Annotated in this window: 23 protein-coding genes; all 23 read right to left on the reverse strand. The window is 37.0% G+C overall.

Going from position 1 to position 25,752, the window contains the following annotated elements; genetic code table 11:
* Positions 1-91 precede the first annotated feature (91 nt).
* Complete coding sequence (locus DIS06_RS08085) at positions 92-637, reverse strand: outer spore coat protein CotE (protein WP_110112753.1); 546 nt, start codon at positions 635-637, stop codon at positions 92-94.
* A gap of 199 nt (positions 638-836) precedes the next feature.
* Positions 837-1,271, reverse strand: a complete 435-nt coding sequence (locus tag DIS06_RS08090) for a YlbF/YmcA family competence regulator (RefSeq protein WP_110112754.1) — start codon at positions 1,269-1,271, stop codon at positions 837-839.
* Between the two features lies 1 nt (position 1,272).
* Entirely contained in the window at positions 1,273-2,802 is a 1,530-nt protein-coding gene (gene miaB, locus DIS06_RS08095; RefSeq protein ID WP_110112755.1) for a tRNA (N6-isopentenyl adenosine(37)-C2)-methylthiotransferase MiaB, read from the reverse strand.
* 208 nt (positions 2,803-3,010) lie between these two features.
* Positions 3,011-4,189 carry a glycine C-acetyltransferase gene (locus DIS06_RS08100; protein ID WP_110112756.1) on the reverse strand — a complete coding sequence of 393 codons (1,179 nt, stop codon included), beginning with the start codon at positions 4,187-4,189 and terminating at the stop codon, positions 3,011-3,013.
* Between the two features lie 23 nt (positions 4,190-4,212).
* On the reverse strand, positions 4,213-5,244 hold the full coding sequence (gene tdh, locus DIS06_RS08105) for an L-threonine 3-dehydrogenase (RefSeq protein WP_481746852.1): 1,032 nt from the start codon (positions 5,242-5,244) through the stop codon (positions 4,213-4,215).
* A 353-nt stretch (positions 5,245-5,597) separates the two neighbouring features.
* Positions 5,598-6,464, reverse strand: coding sequence for a 2-oxoacid:ferredoxin oxidoreductase subunit beta (locus DIS06_RS08110; RefSeq protein WP_110112757.1), 867 nt, complete (start codon positions 6,462-6,464; stop codon positions 5,598-5,600).
* Entirely contained in the window at positions 6,465-8,204 is a 1,740-nt protein-coding gene (locus tag DIS06_RS08115) for a 2-oxoacid:acceptor oxidoreductase subunit alpha (RefSeq protein WP_110112758.1), read from the reverse strand.
* A gap of 272 nt (positions 8,205-8,476) precedes the next feature.
* Complete coding sequence (locus DIS06_RS08120) at positions 8,477-9,394, reverse strand: dipeptidase (protein WP_110112759.1); 918 nt, start codon at positions 9,392-9,394, stop codon at positions 8,477-8,479.
* Between the two features lie 72 nt (positions 9,395-9,466).
* A complete protein-coding gene (gene spoVS, locus DIS06_RS08125; protein WP_003181955.1) occupies positions 9,467-9,727 on the reverse strand; it encodes a stage V sporulation protein SpoVS in 261 nt (86 codons plus the stop codon).
* Between the two features lie 241 nt (positions 9,728-9,968).
* Positions 9,969-10,766: a TIGR00282 family metallophosphoesterase gene (locus DIS06_RS08130; RefSeq protein ID WP_110112760.1), complete on the reverse strand. Its 798-nt coding sequence runs from the start codon at positions 10,764-10,766 to the stop codon at positions 9,969-9,971.
* Between the two features lie 158 nt (positions 10,767-10,924).
* Positions 10,925-12,484, reverse strand: coding sequence for a ribonuclease Y (gene rny, locus DIS06_RS08135; protein ID WP_110112761.1), 1,560 nt, complete (start codon positions 12,482-12,484; stop codon positions 10,925-10,927).
* Positions 12,485-12,790: 306 nt separating this feature from the next.
* Complete coding sequence (recA, locus tag DIS06_RS08140; RefSeq protein ID WP_110112762.1) at positions 12,791-13,816, reverse strand: recombinase RecA; 1,026 nt, start codon at positions 13,814-13,816, stop codon at positions 12,791-12,793.
* A 242-nt stretch (positions 13,817-14,058) separates the two neighbouring features.
* Complete coding sequence (locus DIS06_RS08145) at positions 14,059-15,303, reverse strand: competence/damage-inducible protein A (protein ID WP_110112763.1); 1,245 nt, start codon at positions 15,301-15,303, stop codon at positions 14,059-14,061.
* A gap of 15 nt (positions 15,304-15,318) precedes the next feature.
* A complete protein-coding gene (gene pgsA / locus DIS06_RS08150) occupies positions 15,319-15,897 on the reverse strand; it encodes a CDP-diacylglycerol--glycerol-3-phosphate 3-phosphatidyltransferase (RefSeq protein ID WP_110112764.1) in 579 nt (192 codons plus the stop codon).
* 165 nt (positions 15,898-16,062) lie between these two features.
* Positions 16,063-16,971, reverse strand: a complete 909-nt coding sequence (locus DIS06_RS08155; protein ID WP_239421958.1) for a helix-turn-helix domain-containing protein — start codon at positions 16,969-16,971, stop codon at positions 16,063-16,065.
* A gap of 12 nt (positions 16,972-16,983) precedes the next feature.
* Positions 16,984-17,775, reverse strand: a complete 792-nt coding sequence (locus DIS06_RS08160; RefSeq protein WP_110112766.1) for a DUF3388 domain-containing protein — start codon at positions 17,773-17,775, stop codon at positions 16,984-16,986.
* A gap of 263 nt (positions 17,776-18,038) precedes the next feature.
* Positions 18,039-18,299, reverse strand: a complete 261-nt coding sequence (locus tag DIS06_RS08165) for a DUF3243 domain-containing protein (protein ID WP_110112767.1) — start codon at positions 18,297-18,299, stop codon at positions 18,039-18,041.
* A gap of 67 nt (positions 18,300-18,366) precedes the next feature.
* Positions 18,367-19,092: an elongation factor P 5-aminopentanone reductase gene (gene ymfI / locus DIS06_RS08170; RefSeq protein ID WP_110112768.1), complete on the reverse strand. Its 726-nt coding sequence runs from the start codon at positions 19,090-19,092 to the stop codon at positions 18,367-18,369.
* Positions 19,093-19,298: 206 nt separating this feature from the next.
* Complete coding sequence (yfmH, locus tag DIS06_RS08175) at positions 19,299-20,591, reverse strand: EF-P 5-aminopentanol modification-associated protein YfmH (protein ID WP_110112769.1); 1,293 nt, start codon at positions 20,589-20,591, stop codon at positions 19,299-19,301.
* A 1-nt stretch (position 20,592) separates the two neighbouring features.
* Entirely contained in the window at positions 20,593-21,873 is a 1,281-nt protein-coding gene (yfmF, locus tag DIS06_RS08180; protein ID WP_110112770.1) for an EF-P 5-aminopentanol modification-associated protein YfmF, read from the reverse strand.
* A 319-nt stretch (positions 21,874-22,192) separates the two neighbouring features.
* Positions 22,193-23,152, reverse strand: coding sequence for an ABC transporter permease (locus DIS06_RS08185; protein WP_110112771.1), 960 nt, complete (start codon positions 23,150-23,152; stop codon positions 22,193-22,195).
* Positions 23,153-24,211 (reverse strand): ABC transporter permease, encoded by a 1,059-nt coding sequence (locus DIS06_RS08190; RefSeq protein ID WP_110112772.1) that lies wholly within the window; start codon positions 24,209-24,211, stop codon positions 23,153-23,155.
* Complete coding sequence (locus DIS06_RS08195; protein WP_110112773.1) at positions 24,208-25,737, reverse strand: ABC transporter ATP-binding protein; 1,530 nt, start codon at positions 25,735-25,737, stop codon at positions 24,208-24,210. Before DIS06_RS08195 ends, DIS06_RS08190 begins: the two co-directional genes overlap by 4 nt.
* Between the last annotated feature and the right edge of the window lie 15 nt (positions 25,738-25,752).

The following is a 25,752-nucleotide window of genomic DNA, read 5'->3' on the forward strand; positions in this document are numbered from 1 at the left end:
CTGTTTATTTATTATAGCATAGGTTGTTTTTAAACTTCATGCACAGAAAATGACAACATAAAAAAACTAGGAAGACATGCTTCCTAGTTTCTTACTCGTCATCACCTAAAATGAAATCTGGATTTAAATCTTCAAACTCATCGTCGTCTACATCTAAATCAAATTCATCTTCTTCGTTGCAGCCATCTGGATTAACCATTACACACACTTTTGTTTCTCCCACAATCTCGGCTAATAACTCTCTCTCTACTTGAATAATCGTTTTATTACCGTTCGGAGAAATCGTTGCTTCTAAACAATTCGGTTGTTGAAGTACGCGGACAATTACTTCAAAATCTTCCCCAATAGCATCTTCGTCTTTATAACGAAGTTTGATTACATCTTTGTATGACACCGTTTCTGTACAAACTTCTGTTTTTGTATTATCTTTATGAGAATACCAAACGTTAATGTCATATGTGCCATCAACTTCGACTGTATTACCTCGCTTTTGCGCATCATATTGATGATTAATAACCCAGCACCCTAAAATGCTTGTCGGACTATTAGGTGGAGCAATTGTGTGAGATGACTGTGTGAATTTACGCCCTTTTCCTACTATTGCTTTTGTAATAATCTCTCTAAACTGTTGTGACATATGAGCATACCCTCCTCAAACTATCTTCATTTAATCCTATGCAGGTTGTATCGCTTGTTTGCACATTATTTGAAAAACTTTATGAAAAAAACTCATAAAAACGCTATGTTTCATTGTATGCACATACGCCCATAAACGTGACAACTTTAGAAGAAAAATAAAAACTCCTAGAAGCCGTTAAGCATTCTAGGAGTTTTTATTAATGACAACTTGATCCAGCAGGACTATTTTTTACATAAGATCCTGTTTCACCGCGAAGAAGATCTCCTTCAGTCGCCGTAATGATTTGATCTGTTACATGTGTTGAAATCGTTGTGGAAACTAATTGAAGTAAACCATTCACATCAGCTTGAGATTCTTTGAACTGTTGAATAATTGGAAGCTCATCTAGTTCTTCTGTTAGCGCGTCAATTTTCGCTTCTACTTGTTTTAAAGCTTCTACTTTTCCATAGTGCTGAAAGTTTACAGCTTGCTTTTGTAGACTTTTAATACTCGCAATTTTCTCACGTACTTTTTGATTTTCATTCAATTGTGCTTCCGCACGTTTGAAAAAATCAACCTCTTCTGTTTCAGAAATCATCTTTGCTAATTGTCTTGCTTGTTCAATAATTTGCTCTTTTGTAAAGTTCCCCATTTTATCTCACCTCTGCCGCTTCTTCTACCATTTCCCCGTTTAATGTCCAAGTTTTTGCTTCTAATACTTTTACTTTCACAAGTTGTCCAATTACAGATTTTGGCGCTTTAAAGTTTACTAGTTTACTTTTACGCGTGTAACCTGCCAGCACGTCCGGATTATTCTTACTTTCCCCTTCAACTAACACTTCAACGATTTTTCCTTCGTATTCTTTTAATTTCTGTGCTGAAATTTCATTTACAAGCGCATTCAAACGTTGAAGACGATCTTTCTTCACTTCCATAGGTACATTATCTGTCATCTTCGCTGCGGGTGTCCCTTCACGAGGAGAATAAATAAATGTGTATGCACTATCGAATCCTACTTCACGATATAAAGACATCGTTTCTTCAAACTGCTCCTCTGTTTCATTTGGAAACCCAACAATAATATCTGTTGTTAACGAAACATTTGGAATGGCTTCTTTAATCTTTCCAACAAGCTCCATGTAGCGTTCACGGTCATATTTACGTGCCATAATTTTTAATACATCAGAACTTCCAGACTGCACTGGTAAATGAATATGATCAACAAGATTTCCACCTTTTGCAAGCACTTCAATTAAACGATCATCGAAATCACGTGGATGACTTGTCGTAAAACGAATACGAGCTACATCAATTTTACGGATTTCATCCATTAAATCACCTAAACCATACTCAATATCTTCAAAATCTTTCCCGTATGCGTTTACGTTTTGACCTAATAGTGTAATCTCTTTATATCCTTGTGCTGCTAAGTGACGTACTTCTTGAATGATATCCTCTGGACGACGGCTACGTTCTTTGCCACGCGTATAAGGAACGATACAGTACGTACAGAATTTATCACAGCCATACATAATGTTAACCCATGCTTTGATGTTACCTTTACGCACTTTTGGAAGGTTTTCAATAACATCTCCTTCTTTTGACCACACCTCAATAACCATCTCTTTTGACAGATACGCTTCGCTTAAAATGTGTGGAAGACGATGAATATTATGCGTTCCAAAAATCATGTCAACATGTTGATGCTTCTGCAAGATTTTATTAACAACTGATTCTTCTTGAGACATACAGCCACAAACACCAATCAATAGGTCTGGACGTTCACGCTTTAATGCTTTTAAATGTCCAAGTTCACCGAACACTTTATTTTCTGCGTTTTCACGAATTGCACACGTATTTAACAGGATTACATGCGCATCGTCCACCGTGTCTGTAATCTCATATCCAAGGCTTAAGAAAATTCCAGCCATTACTTCTGTGTCGTGTTCATTCATTTGACAGCCATACGTACGAATATAAAACTTACGGCCATTGCCCATACCTCTGAACTTTTCATCAATTTCAAAGTCTTTATGATATTTAACGTCTTCTTTCCCACGTTTTTTTGCATCCTTCAATGAAGGTGGCATATAAACAGTTTGGAAATATTTACTGTAATCCTTTTCGGATTTTTTGTCCGAAGGAGTTACTTGTGTGCTTTCTAGACGTTGATTTTCGTTCATTATGAATCTCCTTTCACATACTACAAAATAAAAACAATCACATTATGTAAGTATATAACTTTACCTCACTGAACACAATATATGAATCCTTTAGAGAGTGAAACATCTGTGACAACATACCTACTGTTTCCCTCTCTATTTCTTCATGATTTATTCTTTTAAAAGAACCATGACCGACCTTGTATCATGGCTCATGTTCTACATGTATTTAGTTTAGAATAGCAAGCTCCTTCCCTGCTTTTTCAAAAACTTGTAATGCTTGTTCTAATTCTTCTTTCGAGTGTTGTGCAGTTACAATCGTTCGAACACGAGCTTTTCCTTTTTCAACAGTCGGAAATGCGATACCTTGTGCAAACACACCATATTCTAACAACTTATCAGAGAATTGATGTGCAAGCGATTCATCTCCAACCATGACCGGCGTAATAGGTGTTTCACTTGTTCCTGTTTGAAAGCCAAGTTTGCGTAGCCCATCTTTAAAAAACGTCGTGTTAGCCCACAGCTTTTCAATGAGCTCTGGTTCTTCTAGCAATACGTCCACTGCTTCAATACAAGCTGCCGTTACAGCAGGGGGATGAGATGTACTAAATAAAAATGGTCGCCCTTTATGAATTAAATAATCAATTAATGTTTGCGTACTTGCAATATATCCGCCTAACACGCCAATGGCTTTACTTAATGTGCCAACTTGAATATGTACACGACCGTCTAAACCGAAGTGATTGACTGTCCCCCTTCCATTTTCTCCTAACACACCAGAAGCATGCGCATCATCAACCATCACAAGAGCATCATATTTTTCAGCAAGTTCTACAATTGTAGGCAACGGCGCGATGTTCCCATCCATTGAAAAAACACCATCTGTGACAATGACACGCTTACGATATTGTTTAGTTTCCTGCAATGCTTTTTCTAAATCGTTCATGTCGACATGTTTATAAACTTTACGAGCTGCTTTCGTTAAACGAATTCCATCAATAATAGAAGCATGATTTAACGCATCTGAAATAACAACATCTTTCTCTGTTAAAATAGACGAAAGCACACCTTGATTGGTTGTAAATCCTGATTGAAACACGAGTGCTGCCTCTGTATGCTTAAATTTTGCTAGTTTCTTCTCTAATTGATCGTGCATTGAAAAAGTTCCCGCAATTGTTCTCACTGATCCTGTACCCGCTCCGTACGTTTCGACAGCTTTTAAAGCTGCTTGTTTTAATCTTGGGTGTGTTGTTAATCCTAAATAATTGTTAGAGGATAGTTGAATGACTTCTTGGCCATTAATGATAACTTTCGATCCTTGTTCAGACTCAATTGAAACTAGTTGTCGAAATGTACCTTCCTTTTTCATCTGATCTAACTCTTCTTGTAAATACTCAAACCCTTTCATATAAACACGCTCCTTTTTTATTATTATGGATGCAGAACTACTTTCCCGCATTTCCCTTGCATCATAAGTTCAAATCCCGCTTCAAACTCTTCGAATGGTAACCGATGCGTAATAAGCGGTGCAACATCTATTTGATGAGAATGTAGTAAATTGGATACTTGTTGCCATGTTTGAAACATCTTTCTGCCAGTAATTCCTTGTACTGTAATTCCTTTAAACACAATGTCATTTGTTACATCTAACTGTACAGGCTTAACGGGTAAGCTAAGAATTGAAACTCTACCTCCATTTGTCACCATTTTAAATCCTTGATTCATTGCCACAGGATGACCTGACATCTCACATACAACATCTACACCGTGACCGTTTGTTATGTTAAGGGCTTCTTCTACAGGATTACCATTTCCTGCATGAATAACGTGTGTAGCTCCCATTTTCTTCGCGATACTTAAACGATAATCATTTAAATCAATAGCAAGAACGGCCGATGCTCCTACAGCTTTCGCTACACCTACAGCCATTAAACCAATTGGGCCACACCCCATTACTGCTACTGTCTTTCCAGCGATGTCCCCTGATAAAACAGTATGAACTGCATTTCCCATCGGCTCTTGAATAGAAGCAACGTGATAAGGCATTTTAGATGGGTTTTTCCATATATTCTTAGCTGGCATCGCTACATATTCCGCAAAACACCCTTGTGTATCTACACCAATAATTTGCGTTTTTTGACAAATGTGATATTGCCCCGTCAAACATTGGGGACAACTCCCACAAACAAGATGAGTTTCCGCTGATACAGAATCGCCAACTTGAATATTCATCACTTTTTCCCCTATTTCTACTATTTCACCCGCAAATTCATGCCCGAATACATACGGAGTCTTTATACGAGATGAAGCCCAATCATCCCATGTATAAATGTGAACGTCCGTTCCGCATATTGATGTAGCCTTCACTTTTATTAACACTTCATCTTCTTTAATAGTTGGTATTGGCACTTCTTCAAGTCTCGCACCAAATCCACGATGATGTTTAATGATCGCCTTCATCATTCCACTCACAACGAACACTCTCCCCTTTTATGAAAACGCTTTATATATTAATATACTAGCATTATTAAAAATTTCCGTAAATAGTTCAGTCCACGTTAAAAAGACAATCGTGTGCAATGAAAATAAAATCTAAACGTTTATTTACTTTTCATTTTATGTTCATAAAATGAGAATATTTTTAAAGAAAGAAACAAAAAACTCTGACCAAAGAATTGCCTAAATTCTTCAGTCAGAGTTATCTATTTTATTTAAGCTGTTGTCGTAATCTTTCTCATGATTTTAACTAAGTACGAATAGACAGTGCAGACAAATCTCTAAGCCACACTTTGCATCCTCTTAGGTGCAAAAATCGATTACATAAATTCAGCTACTAGTTTATTAAATTTCTCTTCATCCATATTTAAGTCAGCATGAGCTAGTGAGTCCTCTTTATAACCGTGAACGAGCTCTTGGTATGACTTTTGATCTTTATTATGATAAATCAATCCTGACACAAGGCCATTATGTTCCATTAATGTTTGCATCGCTTGTACGCGGTTATGAGGATCATATCCTTCAATTGTGCTTAATTTTGTTAAGTTTTCTTTAAACCAGTCGTACGTGTTTACTTTGTTATACGTAACACACGGACTAAATACGTTAATCAGTGAGAAACCTTTATGATTTATTCCTTGCTCAATTAAACTCGTTAGTTCCTTTAAGTCTGTCGAAAAGCTTTGTGCTACGAATGTTGCACCTGCTGTTAAAGCTAATTCCATAACTGATAAAGCCGATTCAACAGAACCTTGAGGCGTACTTTTTGTTTTAAAACCAACATCACTTCTTGGAGATGTTTGTCCTTTTGTCAGACCATAAATTTGGTTATCCATCACAATGTATGTGATATCAATGTTTCGACGAATCGAATGAACAGTGTGACCCATTCCGATAGCAAATCCGTCACCATCCCCACCTGAAGCAATGACTGTTAAATCACGATTAGCCATTTTTACTCCTTGCGCAATTGGGAGAGCACGTCCATGAATTCCATGGAATCCATATGAGTTAATATAACCTGAAATCCGACCTGAACAACCAATCCCTGAGACAACAGCTAAGTCATGTGGTTCTAATCCAATATTTGCTGCAGCACGCTGGATAGCTGCTTGCACAGAGAAATCACCACACCCTGGGCACCAGTTTGGTTTTACATTGTTACGAAAGTCTTTAAACGTCGCCATTTAAAACAACTCCTTGCTTCTTGAATAAACTTCTTGTGGCAGGAATGGGTTTCCATCATATTTAAGAATATTTGTTACTTTTTCAGCATTTCCTACGTTCATTTTCATAATGTTTGCAAGTTGTCCTGTTGCATTGTTTTCAACGACTACTACTTTTTTCGCTGCTTTCACAAGTGGTAACAGCTCTTTTGTTGGGAATGGATGAAGAAGTCGAACATGTGCATGATTTACTTTCAATCCATCACTTTCAAGTCGAGCCATCGCTTCATCAATGACACCTCGCGTTGAGTTAAAGCCTACAAATAGAATATCCGCTTCCTCATGTTTTACATTTTTATAAACTGGTGTAGGGAACTGGATATCTTCCGTTTTACGAAGGCGTTTATCCATTTGATCACGACGATTTTGCGCACTCTCTGACGGTTTACCTGTTTCGTCATGTTCCACACCCGTTACGTGATGAATACCATTTTTCATGCCAGGAATGACACGTGGTGATACACCATCTTCTGTAACTTCGTAACGCTTATAATACGCTTTGTTTTCTAGCTCTGGTAATTCTTCATTTAATTGAAGCTTGCCACGACGAATGTCAATTTTATGATAATCTAAAGGCTCAATAGTTTGCTTTCCGAGTGAAAGTTGTAAGTCTGTAATTAAAATAACTGGACATTGGTATTCTTCAGCCAAGTTAAATGCCTCAATCGTATCATAGAACGCTTCTTCTACTGTACTTGGTGCCATGACAATCTTAGGAATTTCACCGTGTGTACCATAAATCATCGCCATTAAATCTGATTGTTCTTGTTTAGTTGGTAACCCTGTACTTGGACCACCACGTTGTGTATCCACGATGACAACCGGCTGTTCTGTAATACCTGCTAATCCAATGGCTTCCATCATTAATGATAATCCTGGCCCTGCAGAAGCTGTTAATGAACGAACACCTGCATAGTTTGCACCAATAGCCATTGTACAAGCTGCAATTTCATCTTCTGTTTGGATAACTGTGCCTCCAAATTCCGGAAGCTTTTTAATTAAGTACTCCATGATTTCCGAAGCAGGAGTAATTGGATAAGCTGGCATAAAGCGTGCTCCTCCAGCAAGCGCTCCTAGAGCAATTGCATCGTTACCAATCATGAACATACGCTTCTTCCCGTCAGCAGGCTCAAGGTGCATCGTTTCTAATCCATCACCTAACTGTTCAGAAATATATTCAGCGCCGCGCTTTATCGCTTCCATATTCTTGTCAACGACTTGTTGTCCTTTTCGTCCGAAAATTTCTTGTACGACTTCTTGGAAAGCACTAATATCCATATGTAATACTGCACTAGATGCACCTACAGCGACCATGTTTTTCATTAAAGATGTGCCTAATTCCGTTGCAATCTCTGTAAATGGCACTGAATAAAGTGTCACTGTTTCACTTTCAGGAATAGTCGGATTAAATTTTGCATCAGCAATGACAATTCCACCATCTCGTAGTTCATGAAAATTAACATCAATTGTTTCTTGATCAAATGCCACTAAAATATCTAAGTCATCCGAAACAGAGCGAACTTCCGTTGTACTTACACGAATTTTGTTATTTGTATGCCCACCTTTAATCCTTGATGAGAAATGGCGATATCCATATAAATAATACCCTAAGCGATTTAAAGCTATGGAGAAAATCTCACCTGTACTTTCAATACCTTCTCCTTGCTGTCCACCAACTTTCCACGAAAGTTGTTTTGTCATGTATTACACCCCTTTAATTTACAATACATCGTATTGAAATAATATTTATAACTATAAATTGTAGCACTTTTTTTATGAAATAACTAGAATTAGAGGCTTATATCCAATAAAAAATATAGGAATTGTTATAAAAACGCTAACAGTCACACCATCATCGGTGCTGATGATAGTTCAAACTGCTGCTTAAACTTAATAACACTGTTTAGTTAGCCACTTAATTCGCCTTTCATTCTAGTCTCATCACCTTAAAATTGCAACCCTTTCTCTTTGCTTTATGGTAACCTTTTTGCAAAATTATCATAAAGAAAACCTTGTACTTGGGTAGCCGAATAATGTTTATCTAACTCATTAATTAATTGTTCATAGTTTCGATATGAGTGTAGTCCATATACCGTCTTATCAATTCCATCAAAATCCGACCCAAATCCCATATGACATTCTCCACCTAAAGCGCATATATATTCAATATGGTTCAATACATCTTTTAAACTAGCTTCACCCGTCACATTTAAAAACTCTGGTACAAACGTAATACCCATTACACCATTTTTTTTAATGATTGCTCGAATTTGATCATCATTTAAGTTTCGAGGGTTAGAACAGAGACGATACACATTAGAATGTGATGCAATCACGTAGTTTGCATGATCCATTACGTCCCAAAAACCTTTTACGGATAGATGAGAAACATCAGTCCAAACTTTTTCCTTATTATTTTCATTCACGACTTCTTTTCCGAATGAAGATAACCCTGCACCTCTTTCTTCTAATATGCCATCCGCAACGTCATTGCTATAGTTCCACGTTAAACCGATGGATTTTACACCTAACCGAAGCAACGTTTGTAGTCTTATAAGACTATGCCCAATTGCGTCACAACCTTCAAGAGTTAAGATTGCTCCTATTTCATCTTCTTTTAATTGATCAAGGTCTTTTTTAGACCGAACAAGTTTCATTTTAGGCTTTATTAAAACCTTCGTATAAAATAAGTGAATCATCTCTAACGCAACGTCAAACCGGTGTTCACAAGGTACACCTTCTGGAATGTAAATGGCAAATAGCTGTACTTTCGCACCTGTTTGCTTCATTTCTTTATACGTTACGTGCAAAGCTGGATCTTGATTAAATGAAAGGTATTTATTTAGCCACAACTTCATTAACACATCACAGTGTGCATCAAAAATAGCCAACAGTCGCTGCCCCTTTCTTCTCGATGAAATATAAAAATGACCTGCTGCCTTGTGACAACAGGTCAATTAATTTTATCTTGGTTCCACAATCAGTTTAATAGCTGTGCGCTCTTCGCCATCTATTTGAATGTCAGTAAAGGCTGGAATACAAATTAAATCAACACCACTTGGAGCAACGAATCCCCTGGCGATTGCTACTGCTTTCACTGCTTGATTTAGTGCACCTGCTCCAATTGCTTGGATTTCCGCAGCGCCTCTTTCTCGCAATACTCCGGCAAGGGCACCAGCAACTGAATTTGGATTAGATTTTGCTGAAACTTTTAATATTTCCATATCTAGCTCCTCCTTATTCTTTACAATGTATGTTGAGAGATCATTAGACCAATGACTTAAATAATTTCAATGTTACTATATTCACGATAATTAAAACGTATTCCTGCTTGTTTTACCTAATTTTTCAAAAAATTTAAATTAATTAGTTTTTTTAGTACTATCATGTCTTTGGTAATAGATTTGCAGAATATATAAAAAAGCCGTACACCTTTTATAAGGTATACGACTTTCTTCGTACTTTTTAATCAAATAGTGGATGATCATCATTTATTAATAAACGCTCAATCTTTGAAGCATGCCCCGTTTTAGGATTGACATCTACAATAACCGCACTCAACTGTGTACGGCCATCTTTTGGAATATCAAATCGAACAGGTAATGATGTCAAAAATCGTTTAATCACTACTTCACGATCCACACCTAAAATTCCATCATAAGGACCTGTCATCCCAACATCTGATATGTAAGCTGTTCCTTTTGGTAATATGCGGTTATCTGCTGTTTGAACGTGCGTATGCGTGCCCACAACCGCAGATACACGCCCATCCAGATACCAGCCCATTGCTTGCTTTTCACTCGTTGCTTCTGCGTGAAAATCAACGAAAATGATAGATGTTCTTTTTTTAGCTTCTTTAATTAATTCATCTGCTTTTTTAAACGGACAGTCAATCGGAGGAAGAAATGTACGACCTTGTAAATTAATGACCGCAATTTCTTGCCCATTGTATGAGAAAAATGTTAACCCTTTTCCTGGCGTTCCTTCAGGAAAATTCGCTGGTCGAACCATATTCTTCGCATCCTCAATAAAATCAAAAATATCTTTTTTATCCCATGCATGATTTCCTAATGTAACAACATTTGCTCCAGACTCTAAGAAGTTACGATATATTTTTTCATTAATTCCTTTTCCAGATGCTGCGTTTTCTCCGTTCACAACTGTAAGTGCGGGAGAATATTTCTTTTTTAATCGCGGTAAATATGATTGAATCATTTCTCTCCCTGGAGAGCCCACCACATCTCCTACAAACAAAATTCTCATTTACGTAAAACTCCTTCTATGTAAAAGTACTTGATGAAGCATTAGATCATTTATAAACCTGCTTCATTTAGCTTTCCCGATTAGCTCTCTAACTTCTCAATAAAATGAAACCAATCTCTACATTTTATCATAAAAAAATAAAGTGGTGTAACACCACTTTATTTTGCGTACTCGACTGCTCGTGTTTCACGAATAACCGTTACTTTAATATGCCCTGGGTAATCCAGTTCTTCTTCAATACGCTTTCGAATATCACGCGCTAATCGATGTGCTTCTAAATCATCAATGGTATCTGGTTTTACCATGATACGTACTTCGCGTCCAGCTTGAATCGCAAATGATTTCTCTACACCTTCATAAGACTCAGAAATCTCTTCAAGCTTTTCTAGACGACGAATATAATTTTCTAACGTTTCACTGCGCGCCCCTGGTCTTGCAGCTGACAATGCATCAGCAGCTGCCACAAGAACAGCAATAATTGATGTTGGTTCTGTATCACCATGATGAGAAGCAATTGCGTTGATAACAACTGGGTGTTCTTTATACTTTGTTGCTAATTCGACCCCAATTTCAACGTGACTTCCTTCCACTTCATGGTCAATCGCTTTCCCAATATCATGTAATAAGCCCGCACGCTTCGCTAATGTTTCATCTTCACCTAACTCAGCCGCCATTAAACCTGCTAAATGAGCCACTTCCATTGAGTGCTTCAATACATTTTGTCCGTAACTTGTTCTAAACTTTAAGCGTCCTAGAATCTTCATAAGATCTGGATGCAAGCCATGAACACCTACTTCAAATGTTGTTTGCTCACCCACTTCTCGAATATACTCATCTACTTCACGACGAGACTTTTCAACCATTTCTTCAATACGAGCCGGATGAATACGTCCGTCTTGCACAAGTTTATCAAGCGCAATTCTCGCTGTTTCACGGCGGATAGGATCGAAACCTGATAGGATTACTGCTTCTGGAGTATCATCAATAATTAAATCAATACCTGTTAATGTTTCTAATGTACGAATGTTTCGACCTTCACGACCGATAATGCGACCTTTCATTTCGTCATTTGGCAAATTAACAACAGAAACTGTTGTTTCTGCTACATGATCTGCTGCACAACGTTGAATGGCAAGTGAAAGGATTTCTTTCGCTTTTTTATCTGCCTCTTCTTTTGCACGATATTCAGCTTCTTTAATCATTACTGCGACATCATGAGAAAGATCATTTTCCATTTTGTCAAGAATAATCGCTTTCGCATCTTCACGTGTTAAACCTGAAATGCGTTCTAATTCTGTTTGCTGACTTCGCACCATTTCTTCCACTTTGCTTTCCATCTCTTCAATATGCTGTTGTCTAGAAGTAAGCGAATCTTCTTTCTTCTCCAATAACGTTTCACGTTTATCCAACGATTCGTCTTTTCGATCAAGATTCTCTTCTTTTTGCATTAATCGGTTTTCTTGTTTTTGTAACTCCACTCGACGATCACGAATTTCTTGTTCAGCCTCTGTACGAAGTTTATGAATTTCATCCTTCGCTTCTAATAAGGCTTCTTTTTTCAATGCATCCGCTTCACGATTCGCTTCATCAACAATCTGATCCGCAACTGTTTTAGCTCCTGCTATTTTAGCTTCTGCTATCGATTTACGAACAAAAAAGCCAACAACTGCACCGACGATTAGGCCAAGCAAAGCGGAGATGATTGAGATCGTGTTCATCAGGTCACCTCCCCTTGCTATAATTTTGTAAGTAATCAGTTTTCATGTCGGCATGTACATTGTTTCAAATTCCTCAATATACATACAAAGGCTTTTAAAGGCGTTAAAAATGTTTGAAAAAGGGAAAATATACATTCTAATTGTAAAGGTGGTAAATTTTATTGTCAAGCCTGTCTGCACGTCAAAGCATGAAAAATGTTAGTTTCATCCACTTCTCTAAATGAAAAAGGCATTGTTCATCATTCTAGTCTCTTCAAATTCCTTTTAAAAAGGGTTCCCACATCTAGTAGGAACCCTATCAAAAACTTATAAAAGTTCGTCTTGTTCTTCAGAAGCTGCCGCTAAGTCATCTAATCCATAATGTTGACGAATTTGCTCAGCAATCTCCTGGCGCAATTCAATGTTTTCTTTTAAGAATTGCTTCGCATTTTCGCGACCTTGACCTAAGCGCTCTTCATTATAAGAATACCAAGCACCGCTTTTTTGAACGATGTCTAGTTCAGAAGCGATATCAAGAATTTCACCTTCTTTAGAAATTCCTTCTCCATACATAATATCTACTTCAGCAGCACGAAACGGAGGAGCTACTTTGTTTTTCACTACTTTAATCTTTGTTTTATTTCCGACAATTTCGTTTCCTTGCTTTAATTGTTCAGCACGACGTACTTCTAAACGCACAGATGAATAGAACTTTAACGCTCGTCCACCTGGTGTCGTTTCAGGATTTCCAAACATCACTCCGACTTTTTCACGAATTTGGTTAATAAAAATAGCAATTGTTTTCGATTTATTAATTGCACCCGATAATTTACGAAGAGCTTGTGACATAAGACGCGCTTGTAAACCAACGTGAGAGTCACCCATCTCCCCTTCAATCTCTGCTTTAGGAACTAGTGCTGCTACAGAGTCAATAACAAGAATATCAACTGCTCCACTACGTACTAAGGCTTCTGCAATCTCTAATGCTTGCTCTCCTGTATCCGGTTGAGAAAGAAGTAACTCATCAATATTTACACCTAGTTTTTGAGCATAAACAGGATCTAACGCATGCTCCGCATCAATAAATGCAGCTTGGCCACCTTGCGCTTGTACTTCTGCAATAGCATGAAGTGCTACTGTAGTTTTACCTGAGCTCTCTGGTCCATAAGTTTCAATAATACGTCCACGTGGATAACCACCTACTCCTAAAGCGATATCAAGAGCTAAAGATCCACTAGGTACTGTTGAGATTTTTCGTTCTGTTTGTTCTCCTAGCTTCATAATGGAGCCTTTACCAAATTGCTTTTCGATTTGTTTTAAAGCCATATCAAGGGCTGCTTGACGATCGTTCACTTCATTTCCTCCTCTATAATAACAAAAAATTTATATAAAATTTAAAGATAAAAATGACATTTCATTAGCAACTTTCTATCTAATACTATACTAGTTTTTTGATCGTTTGCCAAGTAAAAAACGAATAAATGTTCGATTTTTTATATTTTCTATCCTATCTTGGAGAGAAGTATAATATGTACTGTATACATAGAAAAGCTCGTAAATCATACGCTACTTCTTGAATGATCTACGAGCTTTTCTTAGTCTCTTTCTTTTAATTGTTTTAATAAATAATGACAACCATAGTAAACAGAGCGCTGGCGAATTGCTTGACGACTACCAGAAAGTTGCAGATGATGAACTACCGTTTCTTTCCCTTCAATCGCAATACCAACAAACACCGTTCCTACTTCTTTACCTTCTTGCACTTTTGGACCTGCTACACCTGTAAAGCTAATTCCAATATCAGAACAACATTTAATCCTTATTTGTTCTGCCATTTCTTTCGCACATTGTACACTAATAGCTCCATGGTTATTTAACGTTTCGTTTAAAACACCTAGTGTATGTTGTTTCACATCATTATGATAACAAACGATGCTACCTTTTAACACCGCTCCAGCGCCAGATATGGATGTAAGTCTTTCACTAAACAGCCCACCTGTTAAACTCTCAGCTGATGCAATGGTTTTTTCTTCATTTATTAAATGTTTCATTAATTCCTCTGGAAGAGAGGTTTGGTTATAACCATAGAAGTACGGGCCTACCTTTTGTAGAATTTCAGTTTCTACATCATCGATTAGTTTCTTTGCCTGCTTAGAATCAGCATGCTTAGCGGTTAAGCGTAACGTTACTTCTCCATCGCCTGCTAAAGGAGCAATAGTAGGGTTAGACTGCTTCTCTAATAGGTCTTCAATTTCTGTTTCTAATTGTGACTCTCCAATTCCAAAGAAGCGCAGGACCCGAGATTCAATTCTCTCTTTTATCTCGAGTTTACTTAACAAATAATCTTTGGCATAATTTTCAAACATTGGATAAAGCTCTTTTGGAGGACCAGGAAATAACAGGTATTCGATACCGCTAACTTTAATGGCCATTCCTGGTGCCATCCCGTAATTATTATGTAAAATAGTTGACCCAGACATGACTAATGCTTGTTTCTTATTATTAGGAGTCATCACTCGATTTACTTTTTTAAAATATGATTCAATACTTTGAAGTGCTTCTTCGTCTGTAACAAGTGGTTTATCTAATACAGCAGAAATAGTTTCTTTTGTTAAGTCATCTTTTGTTGGTCCAAGTCCACCAGTAAAGATAATTAAATCTGCCCGTTTTTGAGCTGTATGAATTGTCTCTTTTAAGCGAGTAGCATTATCACCCACCACTGTATGATAATATACATTAATACCAATCTCAGCAAGTTGCTTGGATAAATATTGAGCATTTGTATTAGCAATTTGGCCCAAAAGTAATTCGGAGCCTACTCCTATAATTTCTGCGTTCATCTTATCATCCCCATGTTATTTCGAATTCAGAAAAGCTTGCTTGTTTTTGGCAAAATAATCCCATCCTGAAATGACTGTAAAGATAACAGCAATCCATAATGCAATATCTGCAAACGGAATTGAAATAAGTGCAAATGGAAGGTTATAAAGTAATAATGCTGAAATTGCGATAATTTGTGTCCAAGTTTTAATTTTCCCAAGCATATTCGCTGCCACTACTTCTCCTTCACCTGCAAGAACTAATCGCAACCCTGTTACAGCAAATTCACGACTAATGATAATAATAGCTGCCCAAGCTGATGCTGAGCCTAACTCCACTAATGCGATTAATGCTGCTGACACTAATAGTTTGTCTGCTAACGGATCTAGAAACTTACCTAAGTTTGTTACTAAATTATATTTACGTGCATAGTAACCATCTACCCAGTCCGTTGTTGAGGCAATAATGAATACTGCTGCTCCGATTAAGTGGGCAATAGGAACTGTTATATCACCAATCACTACTTCTCCCCATGGTAATTCAACTAACATTAAAATTAAAAAGACCGGAATTAAAAAAATCCTTGAAATGGTAATTTTATTTGGTAAATTCATTATGTATTCCTCCAATGATTAAAACAAATTGAAAGTGGAGCTGCCTTGTAAGTACATAAAGCTAGAAAAAGATGATGTTGTGGGCCGTGTCAAAAGGGATATATATCCCTTTTGACACGGCCCGCTCTTTCTATTTAGTATACACTTTATTCACATCTCTCATTATTATTGAGCACTTTCACCTTTATTATATTGAATGGTAACAACTTGACGTACTCGCTCACTTGGGTTAAATGGCAATTGAACGTCTTGTCCATTAATTTTCATCTGAACAGCTGGGGAAAAACCGATGTTTATACGCACTTCAGACTCTTGTGTTAAATCGAATTCTTTTGTTTCACCATTTTTTAAACTCGCGTTATAGAAAACGCCACCTTTACCATTCTTAATATCTAGCCATGTATCAGCATCTTTCGCTGATATCTGGAGCTTAAATTCTTCTACTCCAGATAGTTCATATGTTGCGTTTCGTCCGCTTTTTTGAACTTCTGTGTATGTTTGTTCTTCAGTCGATGGCTCTTCTTCTACAGGCTTCTCTTGTGGAGTAGCTGGTTCTTCTGTTTCAGCTGATTCTTTTTCTTTTTCTTCCTCTGCTAACGGTGAGTCAGTCGCTTCTTCAATTTCACTCTCTTCAGTTTGAGAAGCCTTACTATCAGCTGCATCGTCTGTTGCCTTGCTTTGAGCAAATATCCAAACAGTACTCGCAATGGCAATGACAACCACTACAATTAAAATAATTGGGAGAGCATCAAGTGCTTTTGATGCCTTCTCCGGAATTTCCTTGCGAGTGCGAACTCTAGATAATTGTTGTGGCAAATCGTCTGTTTGAGTAGTGGGAATCTCAGATTTATATTGTTCAAATATTTCATCTGGACTTAGCCCTACTGCTTCACAATATTGTTTAATAAAGGCACGTACGTAAAACTTACCGGGCATTAAATCATAGTTGCCTTCTTCAATGCCAACTAGATATCGTTTTTGAATTTTTGTTAACTTTTGTAAATCATCAAGAGTTAAATTCTTCTCTTCTCTGGCCGTTTTCAATCTATTTCCTAATTCTGTCAACCATAACACCTACCAATTTTACTAAAAATCAAACATTGAAAAGCCATTATCCGGGAACATCTGTGAACCTTCTACTTTGTCATATGTAATCTCTTCATCAGGCTCGTTACGTAATTCGATAATATACTCAAAATCATCTAAAGTATATTCTGTATTTTGAACAAAAACATCTGGATGTTCAACGATTTTAGTCGCTGGTACTCGCATAATTTCACGTACTAATTGCCAATGCTTTTCATTTGCTCTTCGTGTAGAAACGATACCGTCTATAATAAAGATATTATCCGTGTTATACTCTTCTTCGATTAATTGACTGCGAATGGTTTGCTTTAGTAATGTTGAAGAGACAAATAACCATCTCTTATTTGCACAAACACTTGCAGCAACAATTGATTCGGTTTTACCTACTCGAGGCATCCCACGAATTCCAATAAGTTTATGTCCATCTTGTTTAAACAACTCTGCCATGAAGTCCACAAGAAGACCTAGTTCATCACGAACAAACCGGAATGTTTTTCGATCATCAGCATCACGCTGTATATATCGACCATGTCGAACAGCTAAACGATCGCGTAACTTAGGTGGCCTAAATTTTGTAACAGCTATGTTATCCATTGTATTTAAAATGGATTCTAGCCTTTCAATTTGTTCATGAGAATCGCAGCGAACTAGTAACCCTCGCCTTTGATCATCCACACCATTTATAGTCACGATGTTAATTGAAAGCATTCCAAGTAATGAAGAAATATCACCTAATAAGCCTGGACGATTTTTTTGTATCTGATATTCTAAATACCACTCAATCTTCGCCACAAAACCCTCTCCCCATCTAATGGCATAAATATATATATTAAATATAAATGATTTGCTTTAATTTATAAACCCTAAAACAAGGCGACATCCTAAATGTTTTCATAAAAACGTTTTCATTACAATGTTTCAAACGATTTGTTTTAATTTTATCTATAAAGCGATGAGAGTATGTTGTAAGTAAGCGAGTAACCGAAAGGGGGAATTGAAGTTAAAGCTGGGCTCTAGAAAAGAATCAAAAACAAAAAGAGAGGTAAACCCCTCTTTTACTTTGCATTCCCATTATTTTGTACAAGCTTTACCATCATGTTCGCAATCGCATGTTGCTCTTCTGGCGAAGCTACACTCCAAAGATCTGCTAACACTTTCTCTTGCTCGTTTTTCGCTTCAACTTGATTTGCTAAATAGCCACCAATTTGATAAGCAAGACCTTGAATGACTTCATTGTTCATTCCTTCGTTTTGCGCGTGGTGTAAACGATCACCTAAAAAATTTTTCCAAGAATCCCAATTGTCTAATACTGACATGAAAGACCCTCCTTAAGGTTTATTCATATCATAGTTTGTACGTTAGATTGTATTTTATACGATATTTTTACGTGTACCACCCACCATTTACAGAGAGTACCTGCCCTGTAATATACGAAGACTTCTGTGATACTAGAAATGACACAGCTTGTGCCACCTCACTGGTCTTGCCTAATCTTCCTGCTGGAATCTCTTCTTTTAATAACGCAAGATCTTCATCTGTATAGTCACTTAACATATTGGTTTGAATAGCACCTGGTGCAACAGCATTCACACGAATGTTACTAAGTGCTACTTCCTTCGCAAGAGCTTTTACAAACGTATTTTGAGCTCCCTTAACCATTGAATAGAGCACCTCATAAGACGCCCCCATCAAACCCCAAATAGAAGAAATCATGACAACATTGCCTTCTTTTTTACGCACCATGTCAGGTAATAACGCTTTTGTTATTTTATAAGGAGCTGTTACATGAAGGCAAATCATCGCATCAATCTCTTTATTAGTATGATCCGTTACTAAACCTGTTAAGGCGTTTCCACTATTATGTATACAAACATCAATCGGTACACTTACTTGACTTAAAAAGCTGTCAATTCCTTCTTGAGTTGATAAGTCTGCTTGAACAAGTAAAATGGTACGAGTCATTTTTGTTAGTTCTTCCTTAAGTATACGCGCCGCTGTTTCATTTTGATGATAATGTAATAGTAACGAGTAGCCATCTTCAGCCAGCTGTTTAGCAATGGCTGTACCGATCCCTCCGCTTGCTCCTGTAATCAATGCGAATTTTTCCACATTCCTCTCTCCTTTTACCAATGCCCGCCCTAACAAAGAGGGTGAGACCTAATTCAATAAAACAGAAAAGTAAATTTACATACAACATCCCTTACCTGCCTATCCATTTTACGACTGGATTTTATCGGTAAGGGATGTTACAAGCTGAGACAATAGGGGTATTTCTCCCCTGTTGTCTCAGCCTTTTTACTTATCCTATCCTATCATTATCCTTCATTGTTTGGAACTACTTGACACACCGTAAAGTTTTCTTCGTTTACTAGTTCACTTACGACCTTTTTTATATCTTCTAGCTTTAATGCTTCAAGCGTTTCTACGACATTAAACATGTCCATATCGTTAAACGCGTACCTTGTGAATTGATTTGCAATAAACTCAGGGGAGTTCAAAGACCGTAAAAACGCCCCAATTTTCTTTTTACGAACACGATCTAATTCTTCTTCAGACATAGACACTGCTTTCATTTCCATTAACATCTTTTGTAATCGCTCTGCTAACTGATCGGGGTTTTCCGTATCTCCTCCAACGATGGCAAACCCAAACCCTTGCTCTTCTGTGTAATCATAAGAAAATGTCTCATCAATTAACCCTTCACTGTAAAGTTCCTCATAATAAGCAGAACTTTTACCGAATAGGTAATCAAGCATTACATTAATGGATAACTCATGCTTTAACATCTCTTCACCTGAACGCATTGGATGCTTTGCTTTTACTCCAACTAAACACTTCGATGATTGTACTGTCATCGGAAGAACTTGCTTTTTCTCTGCTACATGGTCAGGTTCTTCCTCAAAATGTCTTTTAATTTCAGATGCTTGTTCGTACTTTTTCTTTGCTTGATTATCACGAATCTGCTTCATCACTTTATCAGCATCAACTGGACCGACAACAAACAATAACATATTACTTGGATGATAAAACGTCTCATAACAAGTATATAGCAAATCTTTTGTAACTTTTGAAATGGAGTCAATCGTACCTGCAATGTCAATTTTAACTGGATGGTGATGATACATATTTTGAATAGTTCCAAAATAAAGACGCCAATCTGGATTATCATCATACATCGTAATTTCCTGACCAATGATTCCTTTTTCTTTTTCTACAGTCTTTTCGGAAAAATAGGGCTCTTGAACAAAGTCCACGAGTGTTTCTAGGTTCTGCTCAAAATTCGATGTGCAACTAAATAAGTAAGCGGTTCTTGTAAAAGACGTAAAAGCATTCGCAGACGCCCCTTGCTTACTAAACTGCTGAAACACATCGCCATCTTCTTTTTCAAATAACTTATGCTCTAAAAAATGTGCAATTCCATCAGGAACTTGAATCATTTCTTTTTCATTTAATGGTACAAATTGATTGTCAATTGAACCATACTTCGTTGTAAATGTAGCAAAAGACTTATTAAATTCTTTTTTTGGTAAGATATATACTTCTAACCCATTATCCATCTTTTCATGATACAGTTCTTCTTGTAACTGAGCGAATTCGATTTTTTCCATATTATTCACCGTCCATTCCTGTTAAAAAATAAATCGTATCCATCTGAATGTTTTCGGCTACTTTTACAATGTCTTGTGTAGAAACAGCATCAATTCCTTTTAAGTATTCATCAATCGTAATAGACGCGCCTGTAAGCTCATTGTGATAAAGCACCTCTACTAATCCTCTTGGTGTATCAATTGTTTCGAGCAATTGATTATGGATCACTGCTTTTGTTTGAGCAATTTCTTCGTCAGTAAACTCTCCGTCCCTCATCGCTTCCATCTGCTCTTTAATAATTGTAACAGCTTGGTCATAGTTTTTCGCATCGATACCTGACATCACCATTAATAATCCTTTATGACTTTCAACTCTTGACCCAACATAATAAGCTAAACTTGCTTTCTCACGTACATTCATAAATAATTTTGAATGTGAAAATGCACCAAATATTCCATTAAAGACTTGTAAAGCAAAGTAATGACGGTCTCCATACACAACATTTGTACGATAACCAATGTTTAACTTTCCTTGCTTTATATTTTGCTTCTCAACGACTTCGTTAACTTTTTCAGCAGTTTGTTTGGCTTCTGTACGATTTGTTCTTCTTACTGATCTGTCAGGTAGTGAAATAGATTCTTTCACTCCTTTTAAGACGTCTTCTGTTTGGATATCTCCAATCACATATAGATGAATAGAATCTTCTTTTAATACTTGTTGATAATATTCATATAAATTTTGCGCTGTAATGGATTCAATGTCATCAATTCGACCATTTACATGTAAAGAATAGGGTTCTTCTTTACACATTTCTTCCACAAGACGTAAGTTCGCATAACGCATTTTATCATCGAAAACAGCTTGAATACGTTGACGTAACGCTCTTTTTTCTTTTGATACAATATCATTTAAAAATGCCTCTCCCTCAACTGCTGGATGAAGCAAAATATCTCCTATTAAAGACAGAGCATGTTGTAGCAACGGCGTGTGATCTTTCAAATACTTTTCATTCGCAATATCAATTCGAATGGTAATATCATGATTGTCACCTTTTTTAGTTAAATCCACTTGTAGCGTTGCTCCGTATAAATCATCTAAGTGACTTCTTAGCTTTGTCGTCGTTGGCAATTTTTCCGTTGCGCTTTGTAATACGTATGGAAGCAATGCTCTTTTCGTAACGGTTTCTTCCTTTAAGGGTGAATTAAGCTTAAGAATAACAGTGTTTGTCTTATATTTTGATGTTTGAATGGTATGAACAGTCAGCCCTTGCAACTCATGCTTTTGTTCAGCTAATAACTTCATTCATAAACCTCCTTTTTAATGGTAAGCATCGATAACTAGCGTGTTGATTTTCTTCATTTATATTAGATACTTAATGAACAAAGAACTCCTCTAAAAGGATGTAGAGGACTTTTTGCTCAGTTTCCTCAAGTAATGCACATACATAAATGATGTTTCTATTTTTCATCTATCTGTTTATTTTTAGTCTTATCTTCACTATATCCAATTTGAGGGAATTTTTTCAAGTTACATCTTCTTTCGTTTTATCATTCATTTTTTAAAAATAAAAAAACTACTTCAGTCCCCTACAAAGTTTGTAGTGTGAAGTAGTTTTTTAAAATTAGCGTTTTCCTTTTTCGTATGGTGTTCCAAGTGCTTTTGGCGCTTCTGCACGTCCAACAAACCCAGTTAACGCTAAAATTGTTAATACGTATGGAGCAATCGTTAGAATCACTGTCGGAATATCTTGAATGACAGGAATTTGTGCTCCTGTAATACTCAATGATTGTGCTAATCCAAAGAATAACGCTGCTCCCATTGCTCCAATTGGATGCCATTTTCCAAAAATCATTGCCGCTAAAGCTAAAAATCCTTGTCCAGATATTGTTCCACCAGCGAAGTTCGTAGCGATTGACGTTGCGTAAACAGCTCCACCAATACCAGCAAACACCCCTGAAAGCATAACACCAATATAACGCATCTTTGTTACATTAATCCCCATCGTATCCGCTGCCATTGGATGTTCTCCAACAGAGCGAAGACGTAAGCCGAATGGTGTTTTATAAATGACATACCATACGATGAATGCTAACAGTATCGCAATATAGGATGTAGCAGGTACGCGTGAAAATAAAAGGTCGCCAATGAAAGGAATATCAGATAAAACAGGAACATCTATTTTATCAATACGAAATTGAATAAAATCCGTTTGACCTTTTCCGAAAATTTTCTTAATTAAAAAGATAGATAATCCAGCTGCTAAAAAGTTTAACGCAACTCCACTCACAACTTGATCTGCTTTTAACGTAATGCTTGCTACTGCATGAATGAGGGAGAACAACGCACACACAATGGCTGCTACACCAATTCCAATCCAAGGAGAAGCAGCACCAAGTGAGTCTTGCAACATTAAGGTTGTAAAAATACCTGTAAATGCACCAAACAACATTAATCCTTCTAATCCAATGTTTACTACACCAGATCGTTCACTAAACACTCCACCTAAAGCTGTAAAGATAAGAGGTGCGGCAGTATAGAGCGCTGCTGGAATAATGAGTACCAAAATGTCAAAAAAGCTCATTTATTTCCCCTCCTTGCTTAATCTCATCATAAACCAACGGATGATATAGCTTGATGCAACAAATAAAATAATTAAGGCTATGACGATTTCAATAAGTTCGGAAGGTACATCTGCCATAAAGTTCATTTGTGGGGCCGCTGTCTTCAAACCACCAAATAAAAAGGCAGCCAGTACAATTCCAATGGCACTATTTGCACCTAATAAGGCTACAGCGATTCCATCAAAACCTGTTCCTGTAAACGCTGAAAGTGTATTCATATACCCGAATGTACCTAGACCTTCCATCGCACCTGCAACACCAGCGAATGCACCTGAAATGGCCATAGATAAAATAATATTTCGTTCAACACTCATTCCTGCATAGTGAGAAGCATGTTGATTAAACCCTACTGCTTTTAATTCAAAGCCTTTTGTTGTTTTATTTAAAAGAAACCACATAACAATTGCTGCAATGAGGGCAATGATAATCCCATAATGAAGGCGAGAATTGTTTGTTAATGCCGCTAACATTGGTGAAGTTAATGACGCTGACTCATTGATATTATGTGATTTTTCATTTCCAGCATATAAAAACTCACGAATGATTGCGCTCGTTATATAAAGAGCAATATAGTTCATCATGATTGTGACAATCACTTCGTGAACTTTAAAACGCGCTTTTAGTAATCCTGGAATAAAGCCCCAAATCGCTCCAGCAAAACCTGCAACTAATACAGCGAGAGGAATATGAATCACTGTTGGTAACTCAAAAGCGTATCCTACCCAAACAGCCGATAACCAACCGACTAATAATTGGCCTTCTACTCCGATATTAAAAAGACCTGTTTTAAAAGCGAATGCTACAGCAATACCTGCTAAAATAAGCGGTGTCATTGCTCGAATGGTTTCTCCAATTGCTTTAGGACTACCTAACATGCCATTAAATAAAGCTTCGTACCCATAAACAGGATCGTAGCCTCCTAATAACATAATGATGGCACCAACTAATAAGCCTAACACAGCTGCAAACACAGGAATAATAATATTAATAGCACGTTCACTTTTTAGCCATTTACTCATGGAGTTTCACCGACTTTCTTTCGCTGTCCACCAGCCATTAATAGGCCTAACTCTTGTTCATTTGTTTGTTTTGGATCCACGATATCTACAATCTTACCTTCATAAATAACAGCAATTCGATCACTTAGGTTCATAACCTCGTCCAATTCTAAAGATACAAGTAACACTGCTTTTCCTTTGTCTCGTTCTTCTACTAGTTTACGATGAATAAACTCAATTGCCCCAACGTCTAAACCACGTGTTGGTTGAGCTGCAATTAACAAATTTGGACTACGATCTACTTCCCTCGCAATAATCGCTTTTTGCTGATTTCCCCCCGATAACGCACGTGCTGGAGTATACTCACTTGGTGTTCGCACATCGTATTCTTTTATGAGCGACTTTGCTTTTTCATAAATACTCTTATAGTTCAAAATACCCTTTTTTGATAAAGGTTGTTGATAATACGTTTGAAGCGCAATGTTTTCTCCAATTGTATAATCAAGAACAAGCCCATGTTTATGACGATCTTGAGGAATATGCCCAACACCTGATTCTGTAATTCTACGAGTCTTCATACCTATTAATTCTTTTTCTTTTAATCGAATAGATCCAGACTTTACTTTACGTAACCCAGTAATTGCTTCAATTAGTTCGCTTTGACCATTCCCATCTACACCTGCAATTCCTACAATTTCACCTGCACGAATAGACAGATTTAACTCGTTAACAGCTACTACTCCTCGACTATCTTCTACCACTAGATGTTCAATCTTTAACACATCATCAGTTGGCTTTGCTTCTTGTTTGTCTGTTTTAAAGTGTACTTCACGCCCCACCATTAACGATGCTAATTCATCTGGATTCGTCTCTGATACTTCTACTGTACCGATCCCAACACCTTTTCTAATAATTGTACAACGGTCACAAACAGCCATAATCTCTTTTAATTTGTGTGTAATTAAAATGATCGATTTTCCCTCATGAATCAATCGCTTCATAATCTCAATTAACTCTGTAATTTCTTGTGGTGTTAAAGCAGCGGTTGGTTCATCAAAGATGAGAATTTCAGCTCCTCGATAAAGAGTCTTCAAAATCTCAACGCGCTGTTGCATTCCAACCGAAATATCTTCAATTTTTGCATAAGGATCTACAGACAAACCATATTTTATCGATAAGTCTTCAATCGTTTTTGCTGCTTCTTGAATGTTAATTTTTCCTGTCTTGGTCGGTTCATTACCTAAGATAATGTTTTCTGTCACTGTAAAGTTTTGAACAAGCATGAAATGTTGATGAACCATTCCGATACCAAGATTGTTAGCGACATTTGGATCTGTAATCTTCACTACTTTTCCATTAACTTTAATTTCACCTTTTTCAGGCTGATAAAGACCAAACAACACGTTCATTAATGTTGATTTACCTGCTCCATTTTCCCCTAATAGTGCATGTATTTCTCCCTTTTTCACTTGGAGTGTAATATTATCATTTGCCACAATACCAGGAAATTCTTTACGAATTCCAAGCATTTCAATTACATAACTCACTACGCTCACTCCCTA

Source organism: Bacillus sp. CGMCC 1.16541, from assembly GCF_003184905.1.
Classification (GTDB): domain Bacteria; phylum Bacillota; class Bacilli; order Bacillales; family Bacillaceae_H; genus Priestia.

Excerpts from the sequence above, each read along its gene's own strand:
- DIS06_RS08130 (WP_110112760.1), bottom strand. The coding sequence starts at position 10,766 with ATGAGAATTTTGTTTGTAGGAGATGTGGTGGGCTCTCCAGGGAGAGAA.
- DIS06_RS08185 (WP_110112771.1), bottom strand. The coding sequence starts at position 23,152 with ATGAGCTTTTTTGACATTTTGGTACTCATTATTCCAGCAGCGCTCTAT.
- DIS06_RS08145 (WP_110112763.1), bottom strand. The coding sequence starts at position 15,303 with ATGAACGCAGAAATTATAGGAGTAGGCTCCGAATTACTTTTGGGCCAA.
- DIS06_RS08190 (WP_110112772.1), bottom strand. The coding sequence starts at position 24,211 with ATGAGTAAATGGCTAAAAAGTGAACGTGCTATTAATATTATTATTCCT.
- DIS06_RS08100 (WP_110112756.1), bottom strand. The coding sequence starts at position 4,189 with ATGAAAGGGTTTGAGTATTTACAAGAAGAGTTAGATCAGATGAAAAAG.
- DIS06_RS08165 (WP_110112767.1), bottom strand. The coding sequence starts at position 18,299 with ATGTCAGTATTAGACAATTGGGATTCTTGGAAAAATTTTTTAGGTGAT.
- tdh (WP_481746852.1), bottom strand. The coding sequence starts at position 5,244 with ATGATGAAGGCGATCATTAAACATCATCGTGGATTTGGTGCGAGACTT.
- DIS06_RS08090 (WP_110112754.1), bottom strand. The coding sequence starts at position 1,271 with ATGGGGAACTTTACAAAAGAGCAAATTATTGAACAAGCAAGACAATTA.
- miaB (WP_110112755.1), bottom strand. The coding sequence starts at position 2,802 with ATGAACGAAAATCAACGTCTAGAAAGCACACAAGTAACTCCTTCGGAC.
- rny (WP_110112761.1), bottom strand. The coding sequence starts at position 12,484 with ATGAACACGATCTCAATCATCTCCGCTTTGCTTGGCCTAATCGTCGGT.
- DIS06_RS08115 (WP_110112758.1), bottom strand. The coding sequence starts at position 8,204 with ATGACAAAACAACTTTCGTGGAAAGTTGGTGGACAGCAAGGAGAAGGT.
- spoVS (WP_003181955.1), bottom strand. The coding sequence starts at position 9,727 with ATGGAAATATTAAAAGTTTCAGCAAAATCTAATCCAAATTCAGTTGCT.
- yfmF (WP_110112770.1), bottom strand. The coding sequence starts at position 21,873 with ATGAAGTTATTAGCTGAACAAAAGCATGAGTTGCAAGGGCTGACTGTT.
- pgsA (WP_110112764.1), bottom strand. The coding sequence starts at position 15,897 with ATGAATTTACCAAATAAAATTACCATTTCAAGGATTTTTTTAATTCCG.
- DIS06_RS08110 (WP_110112757.1), bottom strand. The coding sequence starts at position 6,464 with ATGGCGACGTTTAAAGACTTTCGTAACAATGTAAAACCAAACTGGTGC.
- DIS06_RS08085 (WP_110112753.1), bottom strand. The coding sequence starts at position 637 with ATGTCACAACAGTTTAGAGAGATTATTACAAAAGCAATAGTAGGAAAA.
- yfmH (WP_110112769.1), bottom strand. The coding sequence starts at position 20,591 with ATGGAAAAAATCGAATTCGCTCAGTTACAAGAAGAACTGTATCATGAA.